The sequence below is a fragment of the Shewanella pneumatophori genome (assembly GCF_023283895.1).
Classification (GTDB): Bacteria; Pseudomonadota; Gammaproteobacteria; order Enterobacterales; family Shewanellaceae; genus Shewanella; species Shewanella pneumatophori.
The window spans coordinates 241,718-267,437 of the sequence record NZ_JAKILB010000005.1 but is presented as its reverse complement, the minus strand read 5'-3'; the positions used below and the strand labels follow the sequence as shown (position 1 = coordinate 267,437).

27 protein-coding genes are annotated in these 25,720 nt (G+C 42.4%); 5 read left to right on the top strand and 22 right to left on the bottom strand.

Annotation, left to right across the window (positions count from 1 at the left end; genetic code table 11):
* Positions 1-124 precede the first annotated feature (124 nt).
* Positions 125-1,066: a Dyp-type peroxidase gene (locus tag L2740_RS10040; RefSeq protein ID WP_248950014.1), complete on the top strand. Its 942-nt coding sequence runs from the start codon at positions 125-127 to the stop codon at positions 1,064-1,066.
* A gap of 132 nt (positions 1,067-1,198) precedes the next feature.
* The gene (locus tag L2740_RS10035; protein ID WP_248950013.1) at positions 1,199-1,723 is read left to right on the top strand and encodes a GNAT family N-acetyltransferase; all 525 of its coding nucleotides are present in this window, start codon (positions 1,199-1,201) and stop codon (positions 1,721-1,723) included.
* Between the two features lie 25 nt (positions 1,724-1,748).
* Here the strand turns inward: L2740_RS10035 and acpS are convergent, their stop codons facing one another.
* The 11 genes from acpS to rpoE form a co-directional block, all read right to left on the bottom strand.
* Positions 1,749-2,144: a holo-ACP synthase gene (gene acpS, locus L2740_RS10030; protein WP_248950012.1), complete on the bottom strand. Its 396-nt coding sequence runs from the start codon at positions 2,142-2,144 to the stop codon at positions 1,749-1,751.
* A gap of 85 nt (positions 2,145-2,229) precedes the next feature.
* The gene (gene pdxJ, locus L2740_RS10025) at positions 2,230-2,967 is read right to left on the bottom strand and encodes a pyridoxine 5'-phosphate synthase (protein WP_248950010.1); all 738 of its coding nucleotides are present in this window, start codon (positions 2,965-2,967) and stop codon (positions 2,230-2,232) included.
* A 111-nt stretch (positions 2,968-3,078) separates the two neighbouring features.
* Complete coding sequence (gene recO, locus L2740_RS10020) at positions 3,079-3,768, bottom strand: DNA repair protein RecO (protein WP_248950008.1); 690 nt, start codon at positions 3,766-3,768, stop codon at positions 3,079-3,081.
* Positions 3,769-3,849: 81 nt separating this feature from the next.
* The gene (era, locus tag L2740_RS10015) at positions 3,850-4,842 is read right to left on the bottom strand and encodes a GTPase Era (protein WP_248468906.1); all 993 of its coding nucleotides are present in this window, start codon (positions 4,840-4,842) and stop codon (positions 3,850-3,852) included.
* The gene (gene rnc / locus L2740_RS10010; protein ID WP_248950007.1) at positions 4,839-5,516 is read right to left on the bottom strand and encodes a ribonuclease III; all 678 of its coding nucleotides are present in this window, start codon (positions 5,514-5,516) and stop codon (positions 4,839-4,841) included. The genes era and rnc overlap by 4 nt, the downstream gene beginning before the upstream one ends.
* 2 nt (positions 5,517-5,518) lie before the next feature.
* Positions 5,519-6,436: a signal peptidase I gene (gene lepB / locus L2740_RS10005; RefSeq protein WP_248950006.1), complete on the bottom strand. Its 918-nt coding sequence runs from the start codon at positions 6,434-6,436 to the stop codon at positions 5,519-5,521.
* 138 nt (positions 6,437-6,574) lie between these two features.
* Positions 6,575-8,365, bottom strand: a complete 1,791-nt coding sequence (gene lepA, locus L2740_RS10000; protein WP_248468909.1) for a translation elongation factor 4 — start codon at positions 8,363-8,365, stop codon at positions 6,575-6,577.
* A gap of 130 nt (positions 8,366-8,495) precedes the next feature.
* Positions 8,496-8,960 (bottom strand): SoxR reducing system RseC family protein, encoded by a 465-nt coding sequence (locus L2740_RS09995; protein WP_248950004.1) that lies wholly within the window; start codon positions 8,958-8,960, stop codon positions 8,496-8,498.
* A gap of 12 nt (positions 8,961-8,972) precedes the next feature.
* On the bottom strand, positions 8,973-9,905 hold the full coding sequence (locus tag L2740_RS09990) for a MucB/RseB C-terminal domain-containing protein (protein WP_248950003.1): 933 nt from the start codon (positions 9,903-9,905) through the stop codon (positions 8,973-8,975).
* A gap of 12 nt (positions 9,906-9,917) precedes the next feature.
* Entirely contained in the window at positions 9,918-10,523 is a 606-nt protein-coding gene (locus tag L2740_RS09985) for a sigma-E factor negative regulatory protein (RefSeq protein ID WP_248950002.1), read from the bottom strand.
* A gap of 25 nt (positions 10,524-10,548) precedes the next feature.
* Positions 10,549-11,127 (bottom strand): RNA polymerase sigma factor RpoE, encoded by a 579-nt coding sequence (rpoE, locus tag L2740_RS09980; protein WP_248468913.1) that lies wholly within the window; start codon positions 11,125-11,127, stop codon positions 10,549-10,551.
* Between the two features lie 219 nt (positions 11,128-11,346).
* On the opposite strand from rpoE, the gene nadB reads away from it, so the two are divergent.
* A complete protein-coding gene (nadB, locus tag L2740_RS09975) occupies positions 11,347-12,957 on the top strand; it encodes an L-aspartate oxidase (RefSeq protein WP_248950001.1) in 1,611 nt (536 codons plus the stop codon).
* Between the two features lie 12 nt (positions 12,958-12,969).
* On the opposite strand, the gene L2740_RS09970 is transcribed toward nadB, so the two are convergent.
* From L2740_RS09970 to rppH, 9 genes are all read right to left on the bottom strand, one after another.
* Positions 12,970-13,392, bottom strand: a complete 423-nt coding sequence (locus L2740_RS09970) for a protein YgfX (RefSeq protein ID WP_248950000.1) — start codon at positions 13,390-13,392, stop codon at positions 12,970-12,972.
* The gene (locus L2740_RS09965; RefSeq protein WP_248469137.1) at positions 13,373-13,612 is read right to left on the bottom strand and encodes an FAD assembly factor SdhE; all 240 of its coding nucleotides are present in this window, start codon (positions 13,610-13,612) and stop codon (positions 13,373-13,375) included. Before L2740_RS09965 ends, L2740_RS09970 begins: the two co-directional genes overlap by 20 nt.
* A gap of 160 nt (positions 13,613-13,772) precedes the next feature.
* Positions 13,773-14,681 (bottom strand): transcriptional activator NhaR, encoded by a 909-nt coding sequence (gene nhaR, locus L2740_RS09960; RefSeq protein ID WP_248949999.1) that lies wholly within the window; start codon positions 14,679-14,681, stop codon positions 13,773-13,775.
* A gap of 70 nt (positions 14,682-14,751) precedes the next feature.
* Complete coding sequence (locus L2740_RS09955; protein WP_248949998.1) at positions 14,752-15,135, bottom strand: hypothetical protein; 384 nt, start codon at positions 15,133-15,135, stop codon at positions 14,752-14,754.
* Positions 15,132-16,307: a Na+/H+ antiporter NhaA gene (nhaA, locus tag L2740_RS09950; protein WP_248949996.1), complete on the bottom strand. Its 1,176-nt coding sequence runs from the start codon at positions 16,305-16,307 to the stop codon at positions 15,132-15,134. Before nhaA ends, L2740_RS09955 begins: the two co-directional genes overlap by 4 nt.
* A gap of 492 nt (positions 16,308-16,799) precedes the next feature.
* On the bottom strand, positions 16,800-17,651 hold the full coding sequence (locus L2740_RS09945; protein WP_248949995.1) for a thymidylate synthase: 852 nt from the start codon (positions 17,649-17,651) through the stop codon (positions 16,800-16,802).
* Between the two features lie 81 nt (positions 17,652-17,732).
* Complete coding sequence (locus L2740_RS09940) at positions 17,733-18,533, bottom strand: sulfite exporter TauE/SafE family protein (protein ID WP_248949994.1); 801 nt, start codon at positions 18,531-18,533, stop codon at positions 17,733-17,735.
* 174 nt (positions 18,534-18,707) lie between these two features.
* On the bottom strand, positions 18,708-20,942 hold the full coding sequence (gene ptsP, locus L2740_RS09935; RefSeq protein WP_248949992.1) for a phosphoenolpyruvate--protein phosphotransferase: 2,235 nt from the start codon (positions 20,940-20,942) through the stop codon (positions 18,708-18,710).
* Between the two features lie 18 nt (positions 20,943-20,960).
* Positions 20,961-21,482, bottom strand: coding sequence for an RNA pyrophosphohydrolase (gene rppH / locus L2740_RS09930; protein ID WP_248468936.1), 522 nt, complete (start codon positions 21,480-21,482; stop codon positions 20,961-20,963).
* Positions 21,483-22,185: 703 nt separating this feature from the next.
* Here rppH and mutH point away from each other — a divergent pair.
* Together mutH and L2740_RS09920 are read left to right on the top strand one after the other, a co-directional pair.
* Positions 22,186-22,857 (top strand): DNA mismatch repair endonuclease MutH, encoded by a 672-nt coding sequence (mutH, locus tag L2740_RS09925; protein WP_248949990.1) that lies wholly within the window; start codon positions 22,186-22,188, stop codon positions 22,855-22,857.
* 125 nt (positions 22,858-22,982) lie between these two features.
* Positions 22,983-24,059, top strand: coding sequence for an adenylate/guanylate cyclase domain-containing protein (locus L2740_RS09920; RefSeq protein WP_248468938.1), 1,077 nt, complete (start codon positions 22,983-22,985; stop codon positions 24,057-24,059).
* Between the two features lie 36 nt (positions 24,060-24,095).
* On the opposite strand, the gene oxyR is transcribed toward L2740_RS09920, so the two are convergent.
* Both oxyR and L2740_RS09910 read right to left on the bottom strand, forming a co-directional pair.
* Positions 24,096-25,010 carry a hydrogen peroxide-inducible genes activator gene (gene oxyR / locus L2740_RS09915; RefSeq protein WP_248468939.1) on the bottom strand — a complete coding sequence of 305 codons (915 nt, stop codon included), beginning with the start codon at positions 25,008-25,010 and terminating at the stop codon, positions 24,096-24,098.
* A 222-nt stretch (positions 25,011-25,232) separates the two neighbouring features.
* Positions 25,233-25,598 (bottom strand): Hpt domain-containing protein, encoded by a 366-nt coding sequence (locus L2740_RS09910; protein ID WP_248468940.1) that lies wholly within the window; start codon positions 25,596-25,598, stop codon positions 25,233-25,235.
* Positions 25,599-25,720 lie beyond the last annotated feature (122 nt).

Below are 25,720 nucleotides of genomic sequence, written 5' to 3'. Positions count from 1 at the left end.
CATCTATAATTAAAGGCGTATAGTTTTTAAGGACTCCAATAAGTTCTGTTTGACTCTTTGACAACAAAAGTTTGATTTGGATGACGGAACGTCGACAGCTAACCTTTCTGATGGGGAAATTTTAATGACAACGCTTTGCTCACTTGCTCAACCAGGCGTATTATCTAATCCAAGCTCTCATGTAGAGTACCTTACTTTTTCCTTGATCCCGACAGCGCAGCTGCCAGAGGTCATTGGCGACGCTATTGCTGCCATTGCTGGAATAGAAAAGTCTATTAATCACAAAGATCTCAGCGCAGATCTCAATGTCTCTATCGGTTTTTCAGCAAATGCGTGGCCACAATTGTTTCCCGAGCATCCTATGCCTGCTGAGCTGCATATATTCCCGGAAATGCGAAATGGCGAACGTCACTTCCCGTCAACCGGCGGCGATATCTTCGTGATGATCAAATCAGAACGAATTGATTTGAACTTCCAAGCAGCGAAATACATTCGCAATAGCTTTAGCGCCATTGCTTGTTTAATTGAAGACATACAAGGGTATAAGTACCTCGATAACCGCGACATGATTGATTTTGTCGATGGTACTGAAAATCCTGATGGTGATGAAAGAGTCGAGGCTGTCTTGGTTAAGGACGACATCGAACAACATCGGGGCGGTAGTTATTTACATGTACAGCGCTATATTGACCGCCAAGGCCTTTGGGACAAACAGACAACTGAATATCAAGAGCAAGTCGTTGGTCGAACTAAGATGGACAACGTTGAGCTAAGTGATGCAGAAAAGCCCGCATGGGCGCACAATGCTAAGAGCAAGGTTGAAATTGATGGCGAAGAGATAAAAATGCTTAGGCAAAATCGCCCTTACGGTAATGCAATGGAGCACGGCACTATGTTTGTCGGCTTTGCCGCCACCCCCTCAATTATTGAAACCTCTTTGAGCCAAATGATCAATGCAGACGATAATGGCCATTACGATCGCCTTCTCGACTTTGTTGAAGCTAAAACAGGCTGCTTATTTTTTATGCCATCAAAAATGTTTTTAGAGCAATTTGACGACGAGTAAACACACTCTTTAGCGCACTTTAAGATTTAAACGCTTAAAGTGCGCACAAATGACCAAAGCCTGAAAATAGCAAAAGAGCTTTCAATACAATCAGTGTTAAAATCAGCATAAATACACACTCAATAGCACCTTATGACTCGCCCAACATTAAGCATTCAAGAGATCACCCCAGCAAATTTACCTGCGTTACTCAATTTAGAGCTCAACACAGCGCAAATAGGGTTTATCGAACCAATAGCCGATTGCTTGCAAGAAGCTAAAGAGGATACACGATACAAGCCTGTAGCACTTTATTATGGTGAAGATATGGCAGGTTTTGCCATGTATGGCCAATTTGACGATTGCGAGCAATTAACGCCATCAACACATTTAGAGCAAACAAAGCGAGCTGAAGCCAGCCAGCAAACTAGAGTGTGGTTTGACCGTTTTTTAATTGATAAACGTTTTCAAGGGCTAGGCTTAGGTAAAGGTTTTGCCAAATTACTGCTGAGTGATTTATTTGAACATTTTAATTGCCAGCAAATATACCTAAGTGTGTACCCCAATAACCTTAGTGCTATTAGCCTTTATCAACAGCTTGGTTTTGAATTTACTGGTGAACTAGTTTGTGATGGCGAGCAAGTCATGCGCTGTAAGCGACTACAATTTAAGGGCTAAAAGTACAACTCACCAAATGGTCAACTTAAGATTCCAAAATTACCGTGGCGGTAGCGTAGTGCTTTTCATCAGCAATTGAGATATGCGCCCGGCTACCGCCAAGCTCTTCAAGCCTTAATTGTGCGCCAGCAGTAAACTGAACTAAAGGTGCACCTAGCTCATTATTACTGATTTCAATATGCTGAAAAGACACACCACGGCCAATGCCGGTTCCTAATGCTTTAGCCGCAGCCTCTTTAGCGGCAAAGCGTTTAGCCAAGTAACGACCCGGTTGCGTTGAACAGATAAAAAACTCGAACTCAGCTTCAGTTAGTACACGCTTGGCTAGACGGCAACTCAATAATGCTTCATCACCTGCAGCCGGAATGCGCTCCTCAATTCGAGCAATTTCTACAATGTCAGTGCCTAAACCTACAATCATAATCGTTCTCTAACTCATCTCAATTTAGGGGCAAATAAAAGCCGAAACAAATGTTTCGGCTTAATCACATCAAAGCTATTGTTGTTTACTCGCCGCGGCGACCTTCTAGCATCAACTGCTTCATATCACGCACAGCAGTATCTAAACCATCAATTGCCGCGCGAGCGATAATGGCGTGGCCAATATTTAGCTCATAAAGCTCTGGAATTGCAGCAATGGCTTTTACGTTATGATAATGCAAACCATGGCCCGCATTTACCACTAGGCCCTTTGCATGGGCATAGGTTGCCATGTCGCTAATGCGCTTTAGCTCTGCAGCTTGCTCGCAATCCGTTTCTGCATCTGCATAGCAACCGGTATGAATTTCAATAACTGGCGCTCCAACCGCTACCGCAGCATCAATTTGCGTGCTATCTGCGTCAATAAACAAAGACACTTTAATGCCTTCTTTACTTAAACGCGCAACAGCGGCAGCAATCTTCTCTTGCTGACCCGCAACATCAAGGCCACCTTCAGTGGTTAACTCTTCACGCTTTTCTGGCACTAAGCAAACGTAAGCTGGCTTAACTTCGCAGGCTATATCAAGCATCTCTTCGGTAACGGCAATTTCTAAATTCATGCGCGTTTTTAAGGTTTTCGCTAAGGTATAAACATCACGATCGATAATATGACGACGATCTTCGCGTAAATGAATAGTGATACCTTCTGCACCAGCGTGCTCTGCAACAGCTGCCGCATGAACTGGATCGGGATAATTTGTACCGCGTGCCTGACGTAAAGTCGCAATATGATCGATGTTAACGCCCAATAAGATCCGGCCCATGTTTGTTCCTTAAAAAATAAGCAGAAATAAAAACGCCATTGTACTGATAGGGTTGCTGTTTAGCCAGTATCGCTGGCCAAACAATCACTAATTAATTGCAGCTTAACCTAGCTATGCTTGAGGCTTTTTTGCAAACAAGGTTCGTGAATATAGCGGTTTATCACCTAGGATGGGGGCCAATAGTTGACGCATTAATTTTTTAGCTTCCGCAAAATGTGCAGCTGTCAAAGTGCGTTCATTTAAGGCTACAAGCATCTCTCCAGTAAAAAATCGATGCTGGTTGTAAGCGGTAGCTATAACAGGCGTAAAACCATGATCTGGCTCTAAACGGTAAAAACCACTTGCTGTAATAGGCGCATCGCTTGGGTCAAAGTCCAGCGACGGCATAGTCCCCAGTTCTTTAAGCAATGCATGTTCAAAGTATCTCAATTGGCTTTGCTCAAACTCTGTCGCCATAGCTATCAAAGTGCGGTGATAATCAAAAAATAGATCCTCAGCACTATGTTGCACACTCAAACAACGAATAAGCAGCTCATTAAGATAAAGGCCTGAATACAAACAATCTCCAGTTAACGGAACTGGAGGGCTTGCGGCTTCAACCTGTTTAAGATTTTTTAGGTCTGTCTTGCCATGCAGCTGGAATATTATGGGTTGGAACGGCTGAATGATACTGCGAATGGAATTTTTTGCGCCGCCCAAGCGAGCAACAGCATCAACACGCCCCTTACCATCGACCAGCAAGTTAACGATAACGCTACCATCACGAAAATGCCTACTATGAAGAACGTAGCCACGCTCCATATTGATTATTCCAATTCAGTAATAAAAATGCCCCTTCTTATCACTAAAAAGAGGCATCATTCACCGCTAAGTTAACAGCGACTATTCGTCACCGTAACCTAAGCTGCGTAATGCACGTTCGTCATCTGCCCAACCAGATTTGACTTTAACCCACATTTCTAAGAAAACCTTGTTATCAAACAAAACTTCCATATCAACACGAGCTGCAGAGCTGATCTTCTTGATCCGTTCACCTTTGTTACCAATAACCATACGCTTTTGAGTTTCACGCTCAACAAGTACCAATGCGTTGATCTGGTATACGCCGTTTTCCATCATCTTAAACTGTTCGATCTCAACCGTACAATCGTATGGCAATTCGTCACCCAAAAAGCGCATTAGCTTTTCACGCACGATTTCAGATGCCATAAACTTTTGCGAACGGTCGGTCACATAGTCTTCAGGGAAGTAATGTGGCGACTCTGGCACTGAGGCAACTGACATATCTAAGATACGCTGAACGTTAGTACCTTGGGTTGCTGAAATCGGCAGGATTTCATCAAACGGGAACTTCTTCGATAACTCTTCAAGATGCGGGAAAAGCGCTTCTTTATCTTTAATATTATCGACTTTATTAATGGCTAGAATCGTCTTACGGCCATCGTCACGGCTTTGCAGTTTACGCAGTACCATTTCGTCATCTGGCGTCCAATTCATGCCGTCAACAACAAACACTACTAGGCTAACTTCAGCTAGCGAGCTTGCTGCTGCACGGTTCATTAAACGGTTAATGGCGCGTTTTTCTTCGATGTGCAAACCTGGTGTATCAATAAATACCACCTGACGCGGACCATCGGTATGAATACCCATAATACGGTGACGCGTAGTTTGCGGTTTCTTCGAAGTAATACTGATCTTTTGCCCTAAAAGCTTATTCAGTAGTGTTGATTTACCCACATTTGGACGACCCACAATCGCCACCATACCGCAATAAGTAACTGCGTACTTAACTGCTGACGATGGGTTGTTCATGTTCGCCAATAGCTCGTCTAAACTTGGCTCGTGGCTTTCAGGTAAATCTTTGTTGTCACTCATTTCTTAATTAACTCCAATACTTGAGCAGCAGCACTCTGTTCCGCTTTTCTGCGAGAACTGGCTACTCCAATTACGGCCTGGCTCAAGTCTTCTACAATACATTCAACAGTGAAAGTTTGCTCATGAGCATCACCTTCAGTATGGACCACTTTATAAACTGGCAGTGGTTTTCTAAACTTCTGCAAATATTCTTGCAGTAAAGTTTTAGGGTCTTTTTGGTTGATAGGCTCAATCACTTTCAAACGTGACTCATACCAACTAAGCACTAAAGAACGGCACTTTTCGATATCAGAATCTAGGTATATCGCACCAATAATCGCCTCAACAGCGTCGGCTAAAATCGACTCACGTCTAAAGCCACCACTTTTCAACTCACCAGGACCAAGCTTTAGGTAATCACCTAATTTAAACTCAACAGCGATTTCAGCGAGCATTTTGCCGCACACTAAGGTCGCTCTCATACGACTTAAATCGCCTTCAGTTGCCGCCGGAAACTGATGGTATAAGGCATCAGAAATCACGATAGAAAGAATAGAGTCTCCTAAAAACTCCAACCTTTCATTATGCTTATTCGAAGCACTACGGTGAGTTAACGCTTGATCTAAAAATCCTTTTTCGCTGAACTCGTACCCTAAAGTACGGCACAAACGTGGAATGTTTTTAATTGGTTCCATAATTACACAATTCCGCCTACACGGTTAAAACGAACCCCTGTTGGGATCCAAGTCGGTAAAAAGTCTGATGGCCTTCTATCGAATTCAAAACTGATCCAAATAGCCACAGCTTTACCCACTAAATTCTCTTCAGGCACAAAGCCCCAGAAACGGCTGTCAGTGCTGTTGTCACGGTTATCGCCCATAGCAAAGTACTGGCCTTCAGGTACGATAAACTCAGTTAACGGTACATTTTCTTGGCGGAAGAAATGGTTTATACGGTCAGGAATTGCAGGATTCACCAAAGTATCATGGGTGATGTCACCTAACTGCTCTTTATAACGAATAAGTGGCATACCGCTTTGTGAAAACTCGCCGCGATTAACTTCTACTCGATCAACGATTTTAAGCTCTGGGCAAGGGCTTTGACCTTCCGCACAAGCCGGTTGAATATAAAGCTCTTTATTACGATAGATCACGCGGTCACCCGGCAAGCCTACAATACGCTTAATGTAATCGATTTGCGGATTCATTGGGTATTTAAAGACGGCAACATCACCACGCTCAGGCTTACCTGTTTCAAGTAATGTTGAGCGCCACACAGGATCTTTAATACCGTAGCTGAATTTCTCAACCAATATAAAGTCGCCAACTAACAACGTTGGTTTCATTGAACCTGATGGAATTTGAAATGGTTCGTAAATGAAAGAACGCAAAATAAGTACGAACGCAATAACAGGGAAGATAGACTTCGATGTTTCAACAATTGCAGACTCGCGCATAATTTCTTCTGCAGCCTCATCACTCAAATCCGTGTGAGCTGCCTGCGCACTTGCCAACTTCTCGCGGCGGTTCGGTGCAAAAACTAATGCATCAACCAACCAAACTAAACCGCTGCCTAAGGTCACCAATACCAAAATTAGAGAAAAATGGGCTGCCATTATTAATTAACTCCTGCCAAACATTGTCTGTAGCATGGCGAAAATGCCATTGTCTTTAAGGTTATACGCCTGTAATGAAAGCGCCGCAAACTGCGGCGCTTAGTCTAGCGATTTATTAACAATTCTTAATCGACTTGCTTAATCGTTAAGCTTTAGTACCGCTAAGAAGGCTTCTTGTGGCACTTCCACGTTACCAACTTGCTTCATGCGTTTCTTACCTTCTTTCTGCTTGTTCAATAGTTTCTTCTTACGCGAAACGTCACCACCATAACACTTAGCAGTTACGTCTTTACGCATAGCTTTAATTGATGAACGCGCAATAATCTGGCTACCAACGGCTGCTTGTACCGCAATATCAAACATCTGGCGTGGAATAAGCTCTTTCATCTTATTCACTAGCGCTAGACCTTTAGTACGGATCAAACCTTTATGGATAATCATAGCTAACGCGTCGACTCTGTCGCCGTTAATCAAGATATCCAAACGCACCATGTCAGCTGGCTCAAAACGGATAAAGTTATATTCTAGTGATGCATAACCACGACTGGTTGACTTTAGACGGTCAAAGAAGTCCATAACGACTTCAGCCATAGGCAGTTCGTAGGTCAATGCAACTTGGTTACCATGGTAAACCAAATTAGTTTGCACACCACGTTTTTCGATACATAAGGTGATCACGTTACCTAAATATTCTTTTGGAACCAGAATATTGGTTTCAACGATAGGCTCGCGCATCTCCGCAATGTTGTTCACCGCTGGCAGATCTGATGGGTTATCTACATAGATAATGTCACCATTAGTCTGAACAATTTCATAAACTACGGTTGGTGCTGTAGTGATCAGCTCAAGATTATATTCACGCTCTAGACGCTCTTGAATGATCTCCATGTGTAGCAGACCCAAGAAACCAATACGGAAACCAAAACCTAGTGCAGACGATGTTTCTGGCTCGAAAAACAATGAAGCATCATTCAAGCTTAGCTTGTTTAGTGCATCACGGAAGTTTTCGTAATCATCGGTAGAAATTGGGAATACACCCGCATAAACCTGTGGTTTAACGCGCTTAAAGCCTGGTAACGGCTCTAGTGCACCGTGCTTAGCGTGAGTTAAAGTATCACCAACTGGCGCGCCGTGGATCTCTTTAATACCCGCAATAACAAAGCCTACCTCACCGGTTTTTAGCTCTGCGGTATCGGTTTGCTTAGGTGTAAAAATACCTACGCGGTCAGCGTTATGGGTTTGTCCTGTAGACATAACCTTAAACTTGTCGCCTTTTTTCAGTACACCATTTTTAATACGTACTAAAGATACAACGCCTAAGTAGCTGTCGAACCAAGAATCGATGATTAGCGCCTGTAGTGGGCCTTCTGTATCGCCTTCTGGTGGTGGAATTTGATCAACAATTACTTCTAGTACATCTTTAATACCGATACCAGTTTTAGCAGAACAGCGCACAGCGTCAGTTGCTTCGATACCTACGATGTCTTCAATCTCTTCAGCCACACGATCAGGGTCAGCCTGTGGTAAATCGATCTTGTTTAGAACAGGAACTACGTCCATATCCATTTCTAGTGCTGTATAACAGTTAGCAAGTGTTTGCGCTTCTACGCCTTGACCCGCATCAACAACCAACAATGCACCTTCACAAGCTGCTAGCGAACGTGATACTTCGTATGAGAAATCAACATGGCCTGGAGTATCAATGAAGTTTAACTGATAAGTTTCACCATCATTCGCTAGATAATCCAATGTTACGCTTTGGGCTTTAATCGTAATACCGCGCTCACGCTCAATATCCATTGAGTCAAGAACTTGCGCTGCCATTTCACGATCGGTTAAGCCACCGCATTCTTGAATAAGGCGATCTGATAGTGTTGATTTGCCGTGGTCAATATGGGCAATAATTGAAAAGTTTCTAATATGCTTCATTATGCTGGGATGACTTAACTCGAAGTTGATAAAAATTTTAAAGTGCAGAATTGTACCCGATTGCAGCTTTAATACCAATTTTTATAATGTGAATAGCAGGGAAATAATCACGATAAGGTCGCCATTATCGTTAATGGGCGATTTCGATTGGCTTCCCTAAGGATTTAATAATGATAGGTTGAGCATGTTCTTCTAATTTTTTCGCCGCTTTTTTCCCGATGGCCCAAAACAAAAAGCCACCAAGTACGCCTGCTGATATAGCAAATAAATCAGGGTGAACTTCTGCTAACTTGGCAATTAAATTACCGAGAAAGGCACCGATAAAAAAACCAAATAACGGCAAGATATACACCAAGGTTGCCGCCTTTAAGATAACGCTTTCGGGTAAACCTAATTTTAGACGCTCACCCTTAGCATACTGTTGCTCACTTTGAATTGAAAAACGCTGCACCTTTGGCGAAAACGCTTTTGATACAGCAGAAGTGCCACAAGACTCACTAGTTTCGCAGTGATTACAGGCACTTTTCATTTCGACTTCAACCACAACCCAACCAGAGTTGCCATTAGCGACAACTCTAGCGACTTCTTCCATCATGATAAAACCCTATTATTGCAACATGATGCTCTTGGCGATGCGACTTAGTGTTTCTGCTGGCACTTTACCAACAGCAACCACCTCGGCATTCCCAACGCGTTCTGTCGCTAAAGATAAGCCATTTCTGATCACTAGCTCTTCAGGAAGTGGCGCTTCCCCAGCCTTTGCAACATAAACAGAAATATTAGCTAAGCCATCACTAATAGCAATATACTCGACCGCTTCTTTACTGCCTATCAGCCTATGCTGATCTTTAATGAGTACTTTAAAGCCTGCAGGCAACCAGCTAAATTGCCAATCTTCACCACTATCTCGGTCTGACTGTGACATTACCGCCGGCCATTCTTGCTTATAGGCTTCTTTTAAAATTGCAGGGACTTCATCAAGCACTAACAGTTCAACAACCAACAGTTGCTCAAGTAACTGCTTATCAACACTGATCATATCGAATCGTAATGGTAAGTACGTGTCCATATCCAACCACACTTGGTAACCATAACGATTGGTGTCAGTTGGAATAATGCGAACAAGTTGTCCTGGACGACCAGCAATACGACTGCGGCCACCAAGTACAAACTGATAGCCCTCTTCTAGCTTAGACACATCATCAGCTAGTGCCGCAGGGATAACTCCTTGGATGCGGCTAGAGTGAACGCTATAAGCGGGTTGATCATGCTCGATAAAAGTCACTGTATTACCAACTCTTACTGCATTTTTAGGCGGACCGTTTAGGTGCTCTAAAAATGCAACTTCTTGATCATTCACTTTACCGTGGATATAAACCAATGGGCGAATATGATCAGATTGCAGCTGGATCAGGGAAATTTTAAATTCTTGTTCTCGCAGGGCTTGGCTCATATTTTCTAGCCAAGCTTTGGCGGGCATGTCTTCCCGCGCCATCGCGGGAAAACTCATGGCTAAAATAGCCAACAGGATTAGACGCAAGCTAACTCCTCATTATTGAGCAACAGGTGTAGTATCGGCCTCGCTATTGTCGTCGATATTCACTCCATTATTCAATCTTTGTTGCAACATATGATCTTGAATATAAGCATTTATACGGCGACGTTGGTCAGCAACTTGATCATTTGTATAGCTTTGGTTTTGCTGTACTGCGCCAGTTTGCAGACTAACAGGTGAAGCGCTACCGATTAATGGTCGAGTATTTAGTACTGGTAAAGGTGAACTTTCAACCAAGGTTTCTTGATTGTAGTTTTGCACACCGACTACAGCAACTAAAGCAACTGATGCAGCAATTGCGTATTGGCCGAATTGCTTAAACAGTGGAATAATTTTACCACTTGATTTGCGAACTGGTTGACTCACCTCCGCCGCTGGCTGAGGCGCTACAATTGCAGGTTCGTCTTCAATCGCAGCCATAATGCTGGCACTAAGATCCAAAGACATTGTCTTTGGTAACTCACCGCGCATGGCATCACCAATCATATGATAATCACGCCACTGCTCATGTGAATCTGCGTCAGCCGCTAATTCAGCTAACGTGTGCTCATCAATTTCACCATCGACGGCAGCAGATACCCATTCCTGACCTAACTTATCCATTATTCACCTATCTTTATTTAAGATGCTAGCGTTCTAGCAACGGCTTAAGCTTTTTATCGATTGCTTCTCGAGCACGGAAGATGCGTGATCTAACCGTTCCCACAGGGCAATCCATGACATTAGCAATCTCTTCGTAACTCATACCATCGAGTTCGCGAAGCGAGATAGCCATCTTCAATTCTTCTGGCAATGTGTCTAAGGTGTCAAAAACAACCTTTTGAATTTCATCAGACAGTACCAAACGCTCTGGGGAGGCAAACTCCTTTAGCGCGTCACTGCCATCATAATATTCAGCTTCTTCAGCATCGACATCATTGGCTGGGGCACGGCGGCCCTGAGCAACCAGGTGGTTCTTTGCAGTATTGACTGCTATTCGGTACAACCAAGTATAAAACGCACTTTCACCTCTAAAGTTTGGTAGCGCTCGGTAAGCCTTAATAAATGCTTCCTGAGCAACATCTGCAACGTCTGCCTGATTCCGTACGTAACGAGATATCAGACTGGCGACCTTGTTTTGATATTTTTGTACCAAAAGGTTAAAAGCGTTTTTGTCTCCACGCTGTACGCGCTCAACTAACTGTTGATCACTTATTTGTCCACTCATCCGAGCCGACTACTCCTAAATCTAATACTGATTTCTCAGCCGCTCGAATCATATTCACTTATGTAGACTAGCGAGTTTCAAAAAAGTTCTAAAAAATTTGCAAAGATCGTAAATTCTTTTACCTAGGCTTTGATTTATTTATATGCGACCTATGAAAGTATCCATAATCAGCGTCATGGTTTAACATAGTCGGACTCCCTGATAACTCTATGATACCTGATGAAACAAGTAGTTGAACACCAATCTGATGTTTTGGTTATCGGCAGTGGTGCTGCCGGTCTCACTTTAGCTTTGCATCTTGCTGAAAAATCAAAAGTTATTCTGCTTTCAAAAGGGCCTCTTAGCGAGGGCTCTACCTATTATGCCCAAGGCGGAATTGCCTCTGTCTTTGATGAAGAAGACACTATTGAGTCTCATGTTGCCGATACCTTAGTTGCTGGCGCAGGGCTGTGTGATGAGCCTGTGGTTAAATTTACCGCAGAAAATGCTAAAGCCGCAATGCAATGGCTTATCACCTGTGGCGTTGCTTTTGATAAAGAAGAAATTCCCGCAGGTAGCACGGCTGAAGCACCTTATCACTTAACCCGTGAAGGGGGACATAGTCACCGCCGTATTTTGCATGCTGCTGATGCAACAGGCAAAGAAGTGCAAGTAACGTTGCAAGACCGAGCGAGAAATCATCCTAACATTACCGTGCTTGAGCGGTATAACGCTATTGATTTAATTACCACTCGTAAATTAAACAGACCTGGTAACCGCGTTCAAGGGGCTTATATTTGGAACCGCGACGCTGAGCATGTTGAAACCGTTAAAGCCCGTTTTGTTGCATTAGCCACTGGCGGTAGCTCTAAGGTTTACCAGTATACATCGAACCCTGATATTGCCTCTGGCGATGGTATTGCGATGGCGTGGCGTTCAGGTTGTCGGGTGGCCAATATGGAATTTAACCAATTCCACCCAACTTGCTTGTACCATGCTGATGCACGTAACTTCTTGCTCACAGAAGCACTTAGAGGTGAAGGCGCCTATTTACGTCGCCCTGATGGCACGCGCTTTATGCCTGAGTTTGATGAGCGTGCTGAACTTGCGCCGCGCGATATCGTCGCTCGCGCCATCGATTATGAAATGAAGCGCCTAGGCTCTGACTGTGTCTATTTAGATATTACTCATAAGCCTGCTGAATTTATTATTAAGCACTTCCCTACTATTCATAAGCGTTGTTTAGAGCTAGGTATTGATATCACTACTGACCCAATTCCTGTGGTGCCTGCGGCTCACTATACCTGTGGCGGCGTGATGACAGACTTACACGGCCAAACTGATCTTAATGGCTTATATGCTATTGGTGAAGTTGCCTATACAGGTTTACATGGCGCAAATCGCTTAGCCAGCAACTCATTGCTTGAATGCTTGGTGTTCGCTCGCGCAGCGGCTGAAGATATTGAAAGTCAGCTGAATAAAATTCCAATGCCAGGCACATTACCTGCTTGGGATGAAAGCCAAGTGTCGAACTCAGATGAGGAAGTAGTCATTGCCCATAACTGGCATGAACTGCGTCTCTTTATGTGGGATTATGTAGGTATTGTTCGCTCTGACAAGCGTCTTGAACGTGCACTGCGCCGCTGCGCTATGCTACAGCAAGAGATCCAAGAGTATTACAGTAACTTTAGAGTGAGTAATAACTTACTTGAGTTACGTAACTTAGTACAAGTCGCAGAACTCATCATACGTTGTGCAATGGAGCGTAAAGAAAGTCGCGGCCTGCACTACAATATTGATCACCCGCATAAAGATGAATCGCCAAAGCCAACTATCTTGCAGCCAGATTAATCTTTCTAGTAGTCAGCTTCGCGCTTGAACACTTAGCTGTAATAGACGACATAAATTACGATAATTTGTGTCGTCTAACATATCTGCCCAAATCACCAATCTCTTAGTTTCATTCTGCAACTGAATATCAAACATAACCGCAAATGGCGTTATAAATGGCTTATTAATTACAACAAAATTACGCTGCGACTCAAGCTTACCGGTTCCGTCACTACAGATCACAAACCTGCAGTGCCAACTTTTTAGGCGGTGAAATTGCCAAATAAAAAAGCACACACAAACGCAAATAAGTAGGTATTTAATCGCAAGGTAAACAGAGTTTTCTAGGTAGGGCCAAACAATAAATGAGCTTAAACATATCGCACTAATGATGGCCAGCGATAATCGCTGACCATGGGAGGATTTAACGTCGAAACTATGCTGCTGGACGTCCACGAACTCGGATAATCATTTCAGCAAAGTCAGGATTTTCACAAACTTCATGCCCCATAAACCAAGCAAATAACTCAGGATCTTCGCACTCAAGTAAGCTTACAAATGTCGCTTTATCTTTTATCGACATCGACTCATATTGCTCTTCAACAAAAGGTTGGAACAATACGTCTAACTCAAGCATACCTCTGCGGCACGCCCACTTAACTCTTGGTAACTTCATCGGTTCTTGGCTTGATTCAGACACTGTTGATTGGGACACTGTGAACGCTCCAAATTTATACTTTATTATAGTCGGCTTAGTGTATCAGTTGCTCAGTCTTTATGTCGATATTGATAAGCTCAGCGCTTAAAATTAGCAAAACTTAACCCGAAGTTTAAGCTTACAACTGCTGCACCGTTAAATCATTCCCGGCAAAAAGCTCGCTAAAGTCAGTCTCTAATAGGCGTTTTACTGCCGGATGCTGAATCATTCTTTCAGCAAACATCACATGATAAACCTCTTTCACCTCAGAGGTTTCTCCTAACAACATCATACCGTGAGCCAAAATATCTTGCTTATAGATTGATGGCGCAACAAAAATACCTTGTTTGAAGAAACCAAAAGACTTCATCATCGCTGCATCATCAAACTCACCCAGAATACTCACATTCAACGCTTTTTCATCAAACCAGCGAGCTAATTGCTGCCCTAAAGAACTACGTCTGCCGGGGATCAATAACTTGCCCTGCTCTAAGCATTGTGGAAATGGCTTTGAATAAGTTTCTGCCGAGAAGAACGCAATTCCCGATTCGCCTAACTGTTTTGACAAAATCTCCGGATACTTAAGACTCTCACCAGCACAATCAGACAAAATCATATCGAGTTTATGTTCACGTAAGCGAGTCATTAAGTCTTCGTGAGTCGACTCGTAACAGGCAAGGTGCATTGAGCCATCACTAGGCACTACAGTGAGTAACACTCGGCTGGTTAATGCTTTTGATAAGGCTGCTGCAATCCCAACCTCAAATAAGATATTTTCATCTTTTTGATAGTTAAGTAAATCGAGCATTTCATAGCTCAAACTGAACATTTTATCGGCGTAGCGAAACACTAATTCCCCAAGCTCCGTAGGCTCAAGCGAACGACCCACACGCTTAAATAAACTGCCTTTTAAACTCGATTCGAGTACACGGATCTGCCCGGTTACCGTTTGCGGAGTCAAACATAGAGCTTCAGCTGCTTTAGCAACAGTGCCTTTCTTTTGGATCATCCAAAAGTAATAAAGATGGTTATAGTTAAGGTTAGCCATAGTAAACACTACTGTTTTATAAACAAAAAAAGAGGCAACTTAAATAGTTGCCTCATTAATCTACTTAATCTTACTTAAGACGCTGACAGTCTAATAAACCCGACATTGCAGTAGTTAAGTCATCTGTAGTTTTGATTTCGTTCGCAGAAAAAGCTTCTGCCAACCCAGCGACTAATGCACCTCTGTTGGGTAAATTATCTTGGCAAAAAGTTCTGTTGGCTTCTTGAAAACGCTTACCGCCGCGATACTTAAGAGCGCGAGACTCATAGCCATCGCTTTCTAATCGTTGACCAACAGCTGCACCTTTATACATTAGCGCACCATCAACAACGCCTTCGAGATAGTTTTGGCATTCGATACTGTTGATGTCTTGATTACAGAGTTCAATTTGCTTTGCGGAGGCCATAGAGGTAAAGCCTAGACCAACAACTAATGCTAATAATCCTATTCTCATGCTTTCTCTCCTTTCTCAGGTAGCACCTTAGATAACCAGAAATAACCTATGGTTGCCGATGCTAGTGAGCCTAATAAAATCCCTAATCTTGCGTAGTCGCCATACATCTGACTTTCACCAGTAAAGGCAAGTGACGAGATGAACATTGACATAGTAAAACCGATACCACACATCACTGCGACTGGGGTGATATGTCTCCAGCCCATGCCATCAGGCAATACAGCTAGCTTTAGTTTCACTGCGATGAAGCTAAACAGCATAATACCGAGTGGCTTACCTAGTAGTAGCCCAAGTGCAATACCCATAGGTACTGGTGACAATAGTGAACTCAGACTCATGCCACTTAAATCAACACCTGCGTTTGCAAAAGCAAAGATAGGCAAAATAATAAATGTACTCCATGGGTGTAAGCTATGCTCTAAGCTCTCAGATGGTGATGAACCATCTTTTGCCCTAAGTGGAATACAGAATGCGATAATCACACCTGCTAGCGTTGCATGCACACCAGACTTAAGTACTGCTATCCACAAGATAAGACCCACTACACCGTATGGTCCTAACGCGGTCACTCCTTTTAAGTTCAGGCCTATCAAACCTAAAATTGCAACGGCCGCAACAATCAAACTAATCGTTGAAAGATCGGTACTGTAGAAAAGTGCGATAATCACAACAACACCAAGATCATCAATAATTGCTAGCGCTAACAAGAACACTTTTAGTGCAACCGGTACTCGGCTACCCAACAACGCCATAATACCCAGTGCAAACGCAATATCGGTAGCAGCTGGAATAGCCCAGCCAACTTGGGTAATTGGGTCTGAATAGTTAAATGCCAAATAAACCGCAGCAGGGAAAACCATACCGCCAATTGCAGCAAATGTTGGTAAAGATGCCTGAGCACGGCTCGATAATGCACCTTCTAACAATTCACGCTTAACTTCTAGGCCAATGAGCATAAAGAAGATTGCCATCAAGCCGTCGTTAATCCAATGGATTAAGGTTTTATCAATATCTAAGCTACCGACACGTACTTGCATTTCTGTTTCTAGAAATCCTTGGTACATACCCGATAAAGGTGAGTTTGCAAAAATCATTGCGATCACGACAGAGATCATCAATAAGATGCCACCTGCCGATTCTTGGCTTAGAAAGTTTCTAATTGCCCGTTCCATTAATACACTCCATAAAATCTCAATACTTCGAGTGTAGCTGAATACAATTAACCTGAATAATCGTTTGCGTCAGCTATAAACCTCGGAATAACCGAAGTATTGAATTTAGTCCTAGTATGAATAAATATCAAACATCAGTAGAATAATCACGCTTTATAAATCCACAATAGCAATAAAGTGTTGGAGATCACACTTTTTTGGGAAGTAAAACGGTGGTCTATATTATTCGCCTGCTTTTCACACAAAATATCAATTCATAAAACAATCTTTTGACGACTCGAAAATATCGAGCAATTGCTCAAAATTACAGCTAACAAAGACTTAAATCAGGCTTAACTCAAGCTTAAACCACTAAGATATAGACTAATTTTCAGCAGAAAGGTTTGTATGGAATAACCACGGCATGACAAATCACTCTAGATAGCGTTGATGATTTGTTAAAGTGAAAAACTCGCCGTTAAGCGAGTTTATCAGAAGGTTCAGCTTGGAAAACTACACCGAAAATGGATAACTAATCGCCTCATGGTGCTCATAACCCACCACATCAAAGTCATCCATCGTGACCCACGTTTCTAGGTCTTCAAGAGACTTAATATTTGGATTAATGACTAATTTTGGTGAAGCAAAAGGTTCTCTAGTTAACTGAACGTTTTGCATCAACTCCAGCTGATCTTCATAAATATGTGCATTAACAATTTTGTGAAAAGCAGTGCCCGCTTTCAAACCTGTGATCTGCGCCATTAATGCCAGCAAAGTAAATACCTGAACCTGATTAAAGTTAAGCCCCAAAGGCACATCACAAGAACGTTGGAAGCTGGTTAGGTGCAAAGTATCACCAACTAATGAGAAGTTGTGGGTATGCATACATGGTCGCAAACAGCCCATATGAAACTCACCAGGGTTATAGAAACTTAAAATCTCACCACGATCATCAATACCTTTCGATAAGTCATCAACAATTTTGCGCAGCTGGTCAATGCAGCCGCCATCTGGTTTGCTCCATGCACGTCCCTGAACACCATAGACACGACCCATGTCATCTTCACCTTTACGGTGTGGATTGTTCAGCCAAGCTTCATTATCGTTGGCGTTAGCATTCCAAGTATTACAACCGATCTTTCTAAAATCAGCAGCGTTGTCATAGCCGCGAATGTAACCTAGCAACTCAGCAATGGCGGCTTTATAAAAACTCTTGCGAGTAGTAATTAGTGGGAATTGATTTTTATCGACATGATAAACCAGATCAGCATTGATAACGGTAAGACAACGCTTACCTGTGCGGCTATTTTCAACCCAAGTTCCTTCATCAATAATTCTCTGACAAAGATCTAAATACTGTTTCATGATTATCTACCTATAAAAAGTGTCACTGAGCCGCGCCCAGTAAAAAATGATTGCGCTCTACCAATCAAAGTTGGCAAAACATTATGCAAATACCAGCTTCAAGCCTACAAGCGTAAGAAATAGTGCGAAGATTTTTTTAAGCTTAGCTGTTGGTAATGTCGTCGCGGCCTTAGCTCCTATAGGTGCCATCAACATTGATGTTGATACAATACCGACTAACGCTGGCAAATATATATAACCTAAAGTCCAATCTGGCAGCCCAGCGGCATCCCAGCCGGCAAGGGTATAACCAATACTTCCAAACAGTGCGATTAACAGACCCGTGGCGGCAGAAAAGCCCACCGCAAAACGCATTTGCAAGCCACACCAAGTTAAAAATGGTACCAACAGCACGCCACCGCCAATTCCCATTAATGCGGCAATAACCGCAATAACAGTGGCTGCAATAAATAAATGGGCAGCAGAAGGCATGTCTCGGTTAGATTGAGCCTTAAACGGAAAGGCCATTTGCGCGGCCATTAAAATAACAAAAACCGCGAAGATTTGCTGCAGAGATTTAGCGGCAATCATTTCAGAAATATAACCAGAGCATAGCGCGCCAAGCACAAAGCCTGGCAACATGGACTTAAATAAAGGCCAAGGGATATTTGCCCTTTTATGATGGGCTCTAGCGGAAGATAGTGAAGTTAATATAATTGCTGCGAGTGAGGTTGCAATTGCGACATGGGGAATTTTTTCGGCAGACACACCAACCTGAGGTAAAATATGCAGCAGTGCAGGAACGGCGATTAAGCCTCCACCAATTCCTAATAATCCCGCCATAAAACCGATAGCAGCGCCTAATATCAAGCAGATACACAATATATATAGCCAGCTTTCCACAAGCACTACCTTATAATCTTTATTATCGGCTTAGTTTAAAGGACTCCTGCGCTAGATAACAGGGGAAGTTAATTGCTAAACAAAATATGAGACTAGAAGATATGGCACTAAAATTAGCTATTCACACCAATATCGAGTTAGTGAAGGTTTGAAGCATTAACTTGTATGTAAGCATTAGCTAATTACGCTCAGCAAGCCTTTTTGCTCACAATAATCAGTAACAAATGAGCGCACCTCTTCACCACTACTTAGCTTAAGTACTTGCTGAAGCAGTTGTTGTAACTCTTTTTGTGATACGCGCCTTAATAGATAGTTAACCCGCGCAAGGCTTGCTTGGTTCATACTAAGCTGGTCGTATCCCATCGCAATTAACAAGATTGCTCCAATCGGCTCACCCGCCAGCTCACCACAAACACTAATCGGTAACTGATGTTCGCTGCAGCGTTCTACTGCAAATTTTAAGGCTCTTAATACCCCGGGATGCAAACTATCGAATAGCGAACTAACACTCGGATTATTGCGATCTACCGCTAAAAGATACTGAGTTAAATCGTTTGAGCCCACAGACACAAAATCAACCCGCTGCGCCACTTCATCAAGTTGATACAATAAGACTGGTACCTCGAGCATAATGCCAACTTTTGGCATGGTCACAATTTTGTCCAGCTCAGAGGTTAACTCCTGACAGGCTTGCTCTAGATAAATCAACGATAAATCGATTTCTTCTAGATTACTTACCATAGGCAACAAAATATGTAGCTGCTCCGTATCAATAGCAGCCTGCAGCATGGCTCTTAATTGGATCAAGAATAGCTCAGGATGATCTAAAGACAGTCTAATTCCACGCCAACCGAGAAAAGGGTTATCTTCAACAATTGGGAAGTAATCTAGCGGCTTATCACCGCCCACATCGAGGGTACGCATCACCACGGGCTTATTACCCGCAGCTTTTAAAACTTTACGATATATTTCTAACTGCTCTACTTCACCGGGGAAACACTGTTTAAGCATAAACAGGATCTCAGTGCGATAAAGGCCAATACCATCAGAGTCGCTGCCAGTCTCAGAATCAACACTACTTAATAAGCCGCTATTGATATAAAGATAGATACGTTTTTGATCTAAAGTAATGGTTTGCAGTGCAAGCTCGGCGGCATATTGCCTTTGTTGCTCCTCTTGCGCCGCCAATAGACTTTGATATTCAGACAAGACTAACGCTGAGGGCTCGATAATCACTTGGCCGCGATTAGCATTAATAATGATCTGCGAGTTTTCAATATTGGCGCTAAGAATACCATCTACACCAATTATGGCTGGTACACCCATGGCTCGAGCAAGAATAGCTGCATGGGAGTTTACCCCTCCAAACTCGGTAACTATGCCAGCGAGCTTTTGTCTTGGGAATTCAGCCAATAACGTGGTATTGGCTTCTTTTGCAATAAGAATGACAGGGGTTTCTGGCTCAAGAAATATTTTATTAGGTTCAATTAGTTGCCTAAGTACACGTTGACCAAGATCGCGAATATCGCTAGCACGCTCTTTTAAGTACAGGTCAGTCATTGCACTAAAATGTTCAATGTACTGCTTAGACACCCGACAAACAGCCGTTTCAGCACACCAGCCCGCACGAACTTCTTTTATATACTCGCCGCCTAAGCTGGCTTTATCGAGTAATAGTAACAACGCTTTAAATATTGATGCCGCTTCTTCATCTTTTTCCCGATCAAAACGCTGCGACACACTAATAAGTGTATCTTTACAGCGACTCATAGCATCTTGTAATCGCTGCTCCTCATCACTTATCGATTTAGCCTTTAATTCAAGTAAGTCAAAGGATAACTGACCACCTAGCACTAAGGCCTTGGCAATTGCGATACCTTTTGAGGCTTGCTTACCTAAATAATAACGCTGCTGTATACCACCAATTAAACGTGCTTTATGGGTTAAACCTTTAATCGCCACTGCAAGTTGCGCAGCTAGCGTCATTAAAAAGGCTTCTTCCCCCTCACTAAACTGGCGAGCCTGCACTTGCTGCACCACTAACACACCAATTACGGTTTTTTGGTAAACAATAGGGACAGCTAAAAATGCGTTATAAGCTTCTTCAGCGACTTCAGGCAGAAGTTTAAATCTAGGGTGAGACGGTGCATCAGCAAGGTTAATCGCTTCTTCACGCTGAGCGACAAGGCCTACTAAACCTTGCGTAATAGGTAAACTGGTTGAATTAACTGCTGACAACGCCAAGCCATCAGTAGCTGAAAGGATAAGTTGTTGCTCTTCTATTATATAGATAGAGCAACACTCAGTTGCCATAGCTTGTTTGGTTTGCGTAACAAGCAGCGCTAGAGCGGAGTTAAGATCACGCGCCTGAGCAACTGCCTGGGTGATATCTCTCAGTGTTTTAAGCACTAACGCAAACCTCTCTACTTAGTTTCTACGCATACCTCGTCTTTTTGTATTCGACTCTTTAACTTGCAAAGGTAAAGTTGTCGATGCGAACTCTTTCATGACTTTACGGTAAACATCTCTTTTAAAAGAAACAACCTGTCTTACTGGATACCAATAACTCACCCAACGCCAATCATCAAATTCAGGATGACCACTTGCATTAAGGTCTATGGCATTTTCGGGACTTTTCAATTGTAGCAAAAACCATTTTTGTTTTTGCCCGATACACACGGGTTTACTATCTTGTCTGATTAACCGCTTAGGTAGCCTATAGCGTAACCATGATCGCGTCGATGTTAGAATTTGCACATGTTCTGGCTTTAATCCTACTTCTTCGTATAACTCACGATACATGGCTTCTTCTGCTGACTCTCCATCGTCAACGCCACCCTGAGGAAATTGCCAGGAATGTTGGCCAAATCGTCTTGCCCACATAACCTGCCCAAAGCGATTACAGATAATGATGCCCACATTTGCACGAAAGCCGTCACTATCAATCACATGGACTCCGAACTATTAACTATTAATCTTTTGATTGTTTCACAAAGCGTGTCTGGCGGCAAATATCTGTTACACGGTAGGCTTTGGATAAAATCAGCTAATTAAGCCATTAAGCTCAACCTTATCAACAGCACATCAAGACAACTTGCAATGATATCCACAAAAACTGTGGATATCTCTGTTGGAAACTCAATTAAAGTCTAATAACTTAGCGTTTTAGTATTGGTTTATTAAATTTACCTTAGTGCCAATAACCACATTAAACCTATACATTACAAAAGCTTGTAACTGCACAAAGAAAACCAACTTTAACAGCACAACTTAAGAGCTCGTTTTTTAATCAGCAAATTTAAAAGCCATACTTTGGCTAATTACCAAAAGGGGTTATTCACAACTGCAACTATTTAGCAGTGAAAAAAAGCAAATAATCCGCCTCTAATTGCATTGACAGATCACATTTATTGCAGTAGCAGGCCTGTTACTTAGACTTATCCAATAAATCTGTGGATAACTATGTTGGAAAAATAGGGAAAGCACAGGTGTAACTAACAAATAGTTGCTACTGATTCAAAAGCAAACAAAAAGATCACTCCTTAATTCATAAACTTAGCCACTATAATAGAAGTTATCACCAAGGCATCAATTACAAGTTCATTTTTTAAACACATTTGATATCAGTGTTTATATGGGTAAAATTAAGCATATGAAAAAAGCACTTAACTCCCCTGCTAGCATTGACGAATTAATGCAACGCGCAGAATCGATGGCAGGCTTAACTTTAGGCCAATTAGCCAATTATCACGAAATTGAGATGCCCAAAGACCTTAAACGACATAAAGGTTGGGTGGGGCAATTAATTGAGCTTGAACTTGGGGCACTTGCTGGTTCAAAACCAGAGCAAGATTTTGTTCACTTAGGTGTAGAGCTAAAAACAATCCCAGTTAGTCGTACAGGTAAAGTACTTGAAACCACTTATGTAACAGTTGCTCCACTAACAGATATCCAAGGCCTTACTTGGCAAAACAGCGTAGTTTGCCATAAGTTACAACAAGTATTGTGGATCCCGGTGCAAGGCGACAGAGATATACCGCTAGCCCATCGCCAAATAGGTTCACCGATCTTATGGCGTCCGTCAGCAGAAGAAAGTTACCTACTGCAACAAGACTGGGAGGAGATAATGGAATTTATCTCTATGGGACAAGTTAACAAAGTCACAGCTCGTCATGGCGAAGTTTTACAACTTAGGCCAAAAGCAGCCAATAGTCAGGTGCTCACCGACAGTATTGGCAAAGATGGTCAACTGACTCAAACTAACCCAAGAGGCTTCTATTTGAAGACACAATTTACCCAAAGAATACTTTCTCAGCTACTTTGAGTTATTTTTGTACCAAAAGTCACACTCATTTGACTTAGATCACAAATACTACTGGTAAAAGTAGGGGGATTTTCTATAAACTAGCGCCTCCTAAAAACAAGTAGCATTTGGATACCCCTTTAATAGTGAAAGCACGTATACAGGCGAAGAAATTAACCTTTGCTATATTCGCTTGGACTTCGGCCATGGCGGCTTTCGTATTCTTTCGATACGCGCAAACTCCGGAACTTCCACAGTGGGCCATTGGTTCCGCTGATTTAGCGACGCTTTCAATTTATATGGGAATAATTTTCGGTAGCCTACATTGGATGTCGAACTTGATTGCAGACTTTAGCGCAATCAATCGTTTACCTTATGTTTTCTCCGTTGTTTTTAAAGGTCTATTCCTATTACTTGGCGCAACCACGCTGGCCTATATTACTCAATACCTCAATATGTGGGCTATTGAAAACCATATGACCACCTTGCGCCAAATGCTGACTGCACACATTCTTTACAGTCCTTCGTTCCAAGCATTGATTGTTTACTTAGTTGTCGTGCGTGTCGGGCTAGCATTCATCGAGCAGATGGCGTTACTTGTTGGCCCAAGAGTGTTACTTAACATAGGGTTAGGTAAATATCACAAGCCAAGATACGAGCAACGCTTATTCCTATATTTAGATATGGTTGCCTCTACGACCCATGCTGAATCCTTAGGTGATTACCGTTTTAGCCGCCTGATCCAGGATAGCTTTAGCTTACTGGCAGATACAGTGACCAATAACGAAGCGGAAATTTACCGCTATATGGGTGATGCAGTGCTTATCCATTGGCCGCTAAAAGACGGTATTAAAGAAGATCGTTGCTTTAATATCTACCACGAGTTTAGCCAGCAGCTAAGTTGGCAAAGACAGTATTTTGAAGAGCAGTACGGCTTTGTACCTAAATTTAAAGCTGCGGCTCATTGCGGCCAAGTGGTAGCGGCTGTAGTTGGTGTGCAAAAGCAAGAGATTAGTTTCTTTAGTGATGTGCTAAACACATTGGCTAGATTGCAAGATCAGTGCAATCCGCTCGGTCAACGTATGTTGATTTCAGGCTCATTACAGTCACGTCTTGAGTATAGTGATTCGCAATATCAACTAAATAGCTTAGGCCCGATTAAGTTAAAGGGTAAACAGCATTCAATTGAAGTATTTGGCGTATCGCCAAAAGGTTCACAGTAGCCGATAACCGTTATCGGCTTTACTGCATTTTAACGCTTAACGCTCATCTTCTTGATCAAGCAACTTCTGGATCTCTAAGCCTAAGGTTCTAAAAGTTAGAATACGGCTAGAAGTTTGACGCCAAACCAAACCAATATCACGATAAGGTGTATCGCCTGGTGGTGCCATTGTAGTTAAATCGGTGTTATTCAAAATGCCTGCATCAATTGCCATTTGCGGCAAAAAGGTTGTACCCAATTTGCAATTAACCATTTGTACTAGTGTATGCAAGCTGGTCGCTGCAAATGGGTTAATCTTTTCACTTTCGCCTAGCTGACATGCCGTGATTGCATGACCGGTAATGCAGTGCTCAGCCTGTAGCAAAAAGATACTTTCATCAGGCAAATCTTGATAATCAATAGGCTCATGGATCTCATCAGTCAGATCTTTATGAACTACCATCTTAAATGGGTCAATACCCACTTTCATGCTATGAAAGCCACTGGTATCAACCGGAAGCGCTAGCAGTAATAGATCTAGCTCTCCCTTACCTAACGCATCGATTAAACGGTCAGTGGTGTCCTCTTTTAAGAACAAAGTTAAATCAGGGTATACCTGTTTACAATGCTGCACCACATTACTCAATAAAAACGGTGCAATCGTTGGAATACAACCTAAACGGATCTCACCCGTCATCGGCTCTCCCTGATGTTTTACTAACTCAACCAAGTCATCAACATCCGTTAGCAGTTTGCGCGAGCGCATAACCACTTCTTCGCCAATCGCGGTGAAGATGAACGACTTATGATCGCGCTCTATTAACTGATGTCCTAACTGCTCTTCAAGGTTTTGAATGCCGCTTGATAAAGTTGACTGGCTAACATGACAGATCTTGGCCGCTCTGTTGAAGTTCTGCTCTTGGTGTAAATTCACCAGATAAAACAGATTTTTTAGACTAGGTAGATGTTTCATAAAATAGATTACCAATGACAGAATTTATCTAATCGTTCAATCTAACTCTATCATAGATCACTAACATAACTGCGATTTACCACTGATAGTTTGTGAACTGAATCAAAATTGCATGTTTATATTGATTACTATTAGTTTCTATCCGCATTTTCAGGGAACAGCAGATAAAAAAATAGCGCAGCGGATAAGTCCAAACTGCGCTATTTCTAAAGTCGGCTTATATTAAGCTTTAGACTCTAGGTATTCTTTCAACTGTTGTAGGTCTTTTGAACCGTATTCAACAATTTCGTTCAACCACACGCCGTGCTCTTGTTCCCAAGCAGCTTCTTCGCCGTGTTGCAATAATTGAGCAAACTGCTGAATGCGTTTTAAACCAACTGAACCTGCTGCACCTTTGAACTTGTGCGCTTCACTACAAAGAGTATCTTTGTCATTTGCTTCATGAGCACTAACTAAGTTGCCAATATATTCAGGCATTAACTGTTCAAATAAGACAACGCTTTTAAGTAGCGTGCCAGCACCAATTGCACTGCAGTATTGCTCCAGTGTATTAAGATCCAAAATTGATTCTAATTCAGCTGTTGCCATTTAGGCACCTCTCAAAATATTGCCGAGTGTATACAAAAGATGATTTTACCACATAATACCCGCTAAATTCTTAGGTGCAACAACTAGTGTCACATGAGGTTAAAATTCGCGTAAATTTAACC

Bases quoted from the DNA above. Each gene is read 5' to 3' on its own strand.
- L2740_RS10040 (WP_248950014.1), top strand. From the start codon at position 125: ATGACAACGCTTTGCTCACTTGCTCAACCAGGCGTATTATCTAATCCA.
- L2740_RS10035 (WP_248950013.1), top strand. From the start codon at position 1,199: ATGACTCGCCCAACATTAAGCATTCAAGAGATCACCCCAGCAAATTTA.
- acpS (WP_248950012.1), bottom strand. From the start codon at position 2,144: ATGATTGTAGGTTTAGGCACTGACATTGTAGAAATTGCTCGAATTGAG.
- pdxJ (WP_248950010.1), bottom strand. From the start codon at position 2,967: ATGGGCCGGATCTTATTGGGCGTTAACATCGATCATATTGCGACTTTA.
- recO (WP_248950008.1), bottom strand. From the start codon at position 3,768: ATGGAGCGTGGCTACGTTCTTCATAGTAGGCATTTTCGTGATGGTAGC.
- era (WP_248468906.1), bottom strand. From the start codon at position 4,842: ATGAGTGACAACAAAGATTTACCTGAAAGCCACGAGCCAAGTTTAGAC.
- rnc (WP_248950007.1), bottom strand. From the start codon at position 5,516: ATGGAACCAATTAAAAACATTCCACGTTTGTGCCGTACTTTAGGGTAC.
- lepB (WP_248950006.1), bottom strand. From the start codon at position 6,436: ATGGCAGCCCATTTTTCTCTAATTTTGGTATTGGTGACCTTAGGCAGC.
- lepA (WP_248468909.1), bottom strand. From the start codon at position 8,365: ATGAAGCATATTAGAAACTTTTCAATTATTGCCCATATTGACCACGGC.
- L2740_RS09995 (WP_248950004.1), bottom strand. From the start codon at position 8,960: ATGATGGAAGAAGTCGCTAGAGTTGTCGCTAATGGCAACTCTGGTTGG.
- L2740_RS09985 (WP_248950002.1), bottom strand. From the start codon at position 10,523: ATGGATAAGTTAGGTCAGGAATGGGTATCTGCTGCCGTCGATGGTGAA.
- rpoE (WP_248468913.1), bottom strand. From the start codon at position 11,127: ATGAGTGGACAAATAAGTGATCAACAGTTAGTTGAGCGCGTACAGCGT.
- nadB (WP_248950001.1), top strand. From the start codon at position 11,347: ATGAAACAAGTAGTTGAACACCAATCTGATGTTTTGGTTATCGGCAGT.
- L2740_RS09965 (WP_248469137.1), bottom strand. From the start codon at position 13,612: ATGAAGTTACCAAGAGTTAAGTGGGCGTGCCGCAGAGGTATGCTTGAG.
- nhaR (WP_248949999.1), bottom strand. From the start codon at position 14,681: ATGGCTAACCTTAACTATAACCATCTTTATTACTTTTGGATGATCCAA.
- L2740_RS09955 (WP_248949998.1), bottom strand. From the start codon at position 15,135: ATGAGAATAGGATTATTAGCATTAGTTGTTGGTCTAGGCTTTACCTCT.
- nhaA (WP_248949996.1), bottom strand. From the start codon at position 16,307: ATGGAACGGGCAATTAGAAACTTTCTAAGCCAAGAATCGGCAGGTGGC.
- L2740_RS09945 (WP_248949995.1), bottom strand. From the start codon at position 17,651: ATGAAACAGTATTTAGATCTTTGTCAGAGAATTATTGATGAAGGAACT.
- mutH (WP_248949990.1), top strand. From the start codon at position 22,186: ATGAAAAAAGCACTTAACTCCCCTGCTAGCATTGACGAATTAATGCAA.
- oxyR (WP_248468939.1), bottom strand. From the start codon at position 25,010: ATGAAACATCTACCTAGTCTAAAAAATCTGTTTTATCTGGTGAATTTA.
- L2740_RS09910 (WP_248468940.1), bottom strand. From the start codon at position 25,598: ATGGCAACAGCTGAATTAGAATCAATTTTGGATCTTAATACACTGGAG.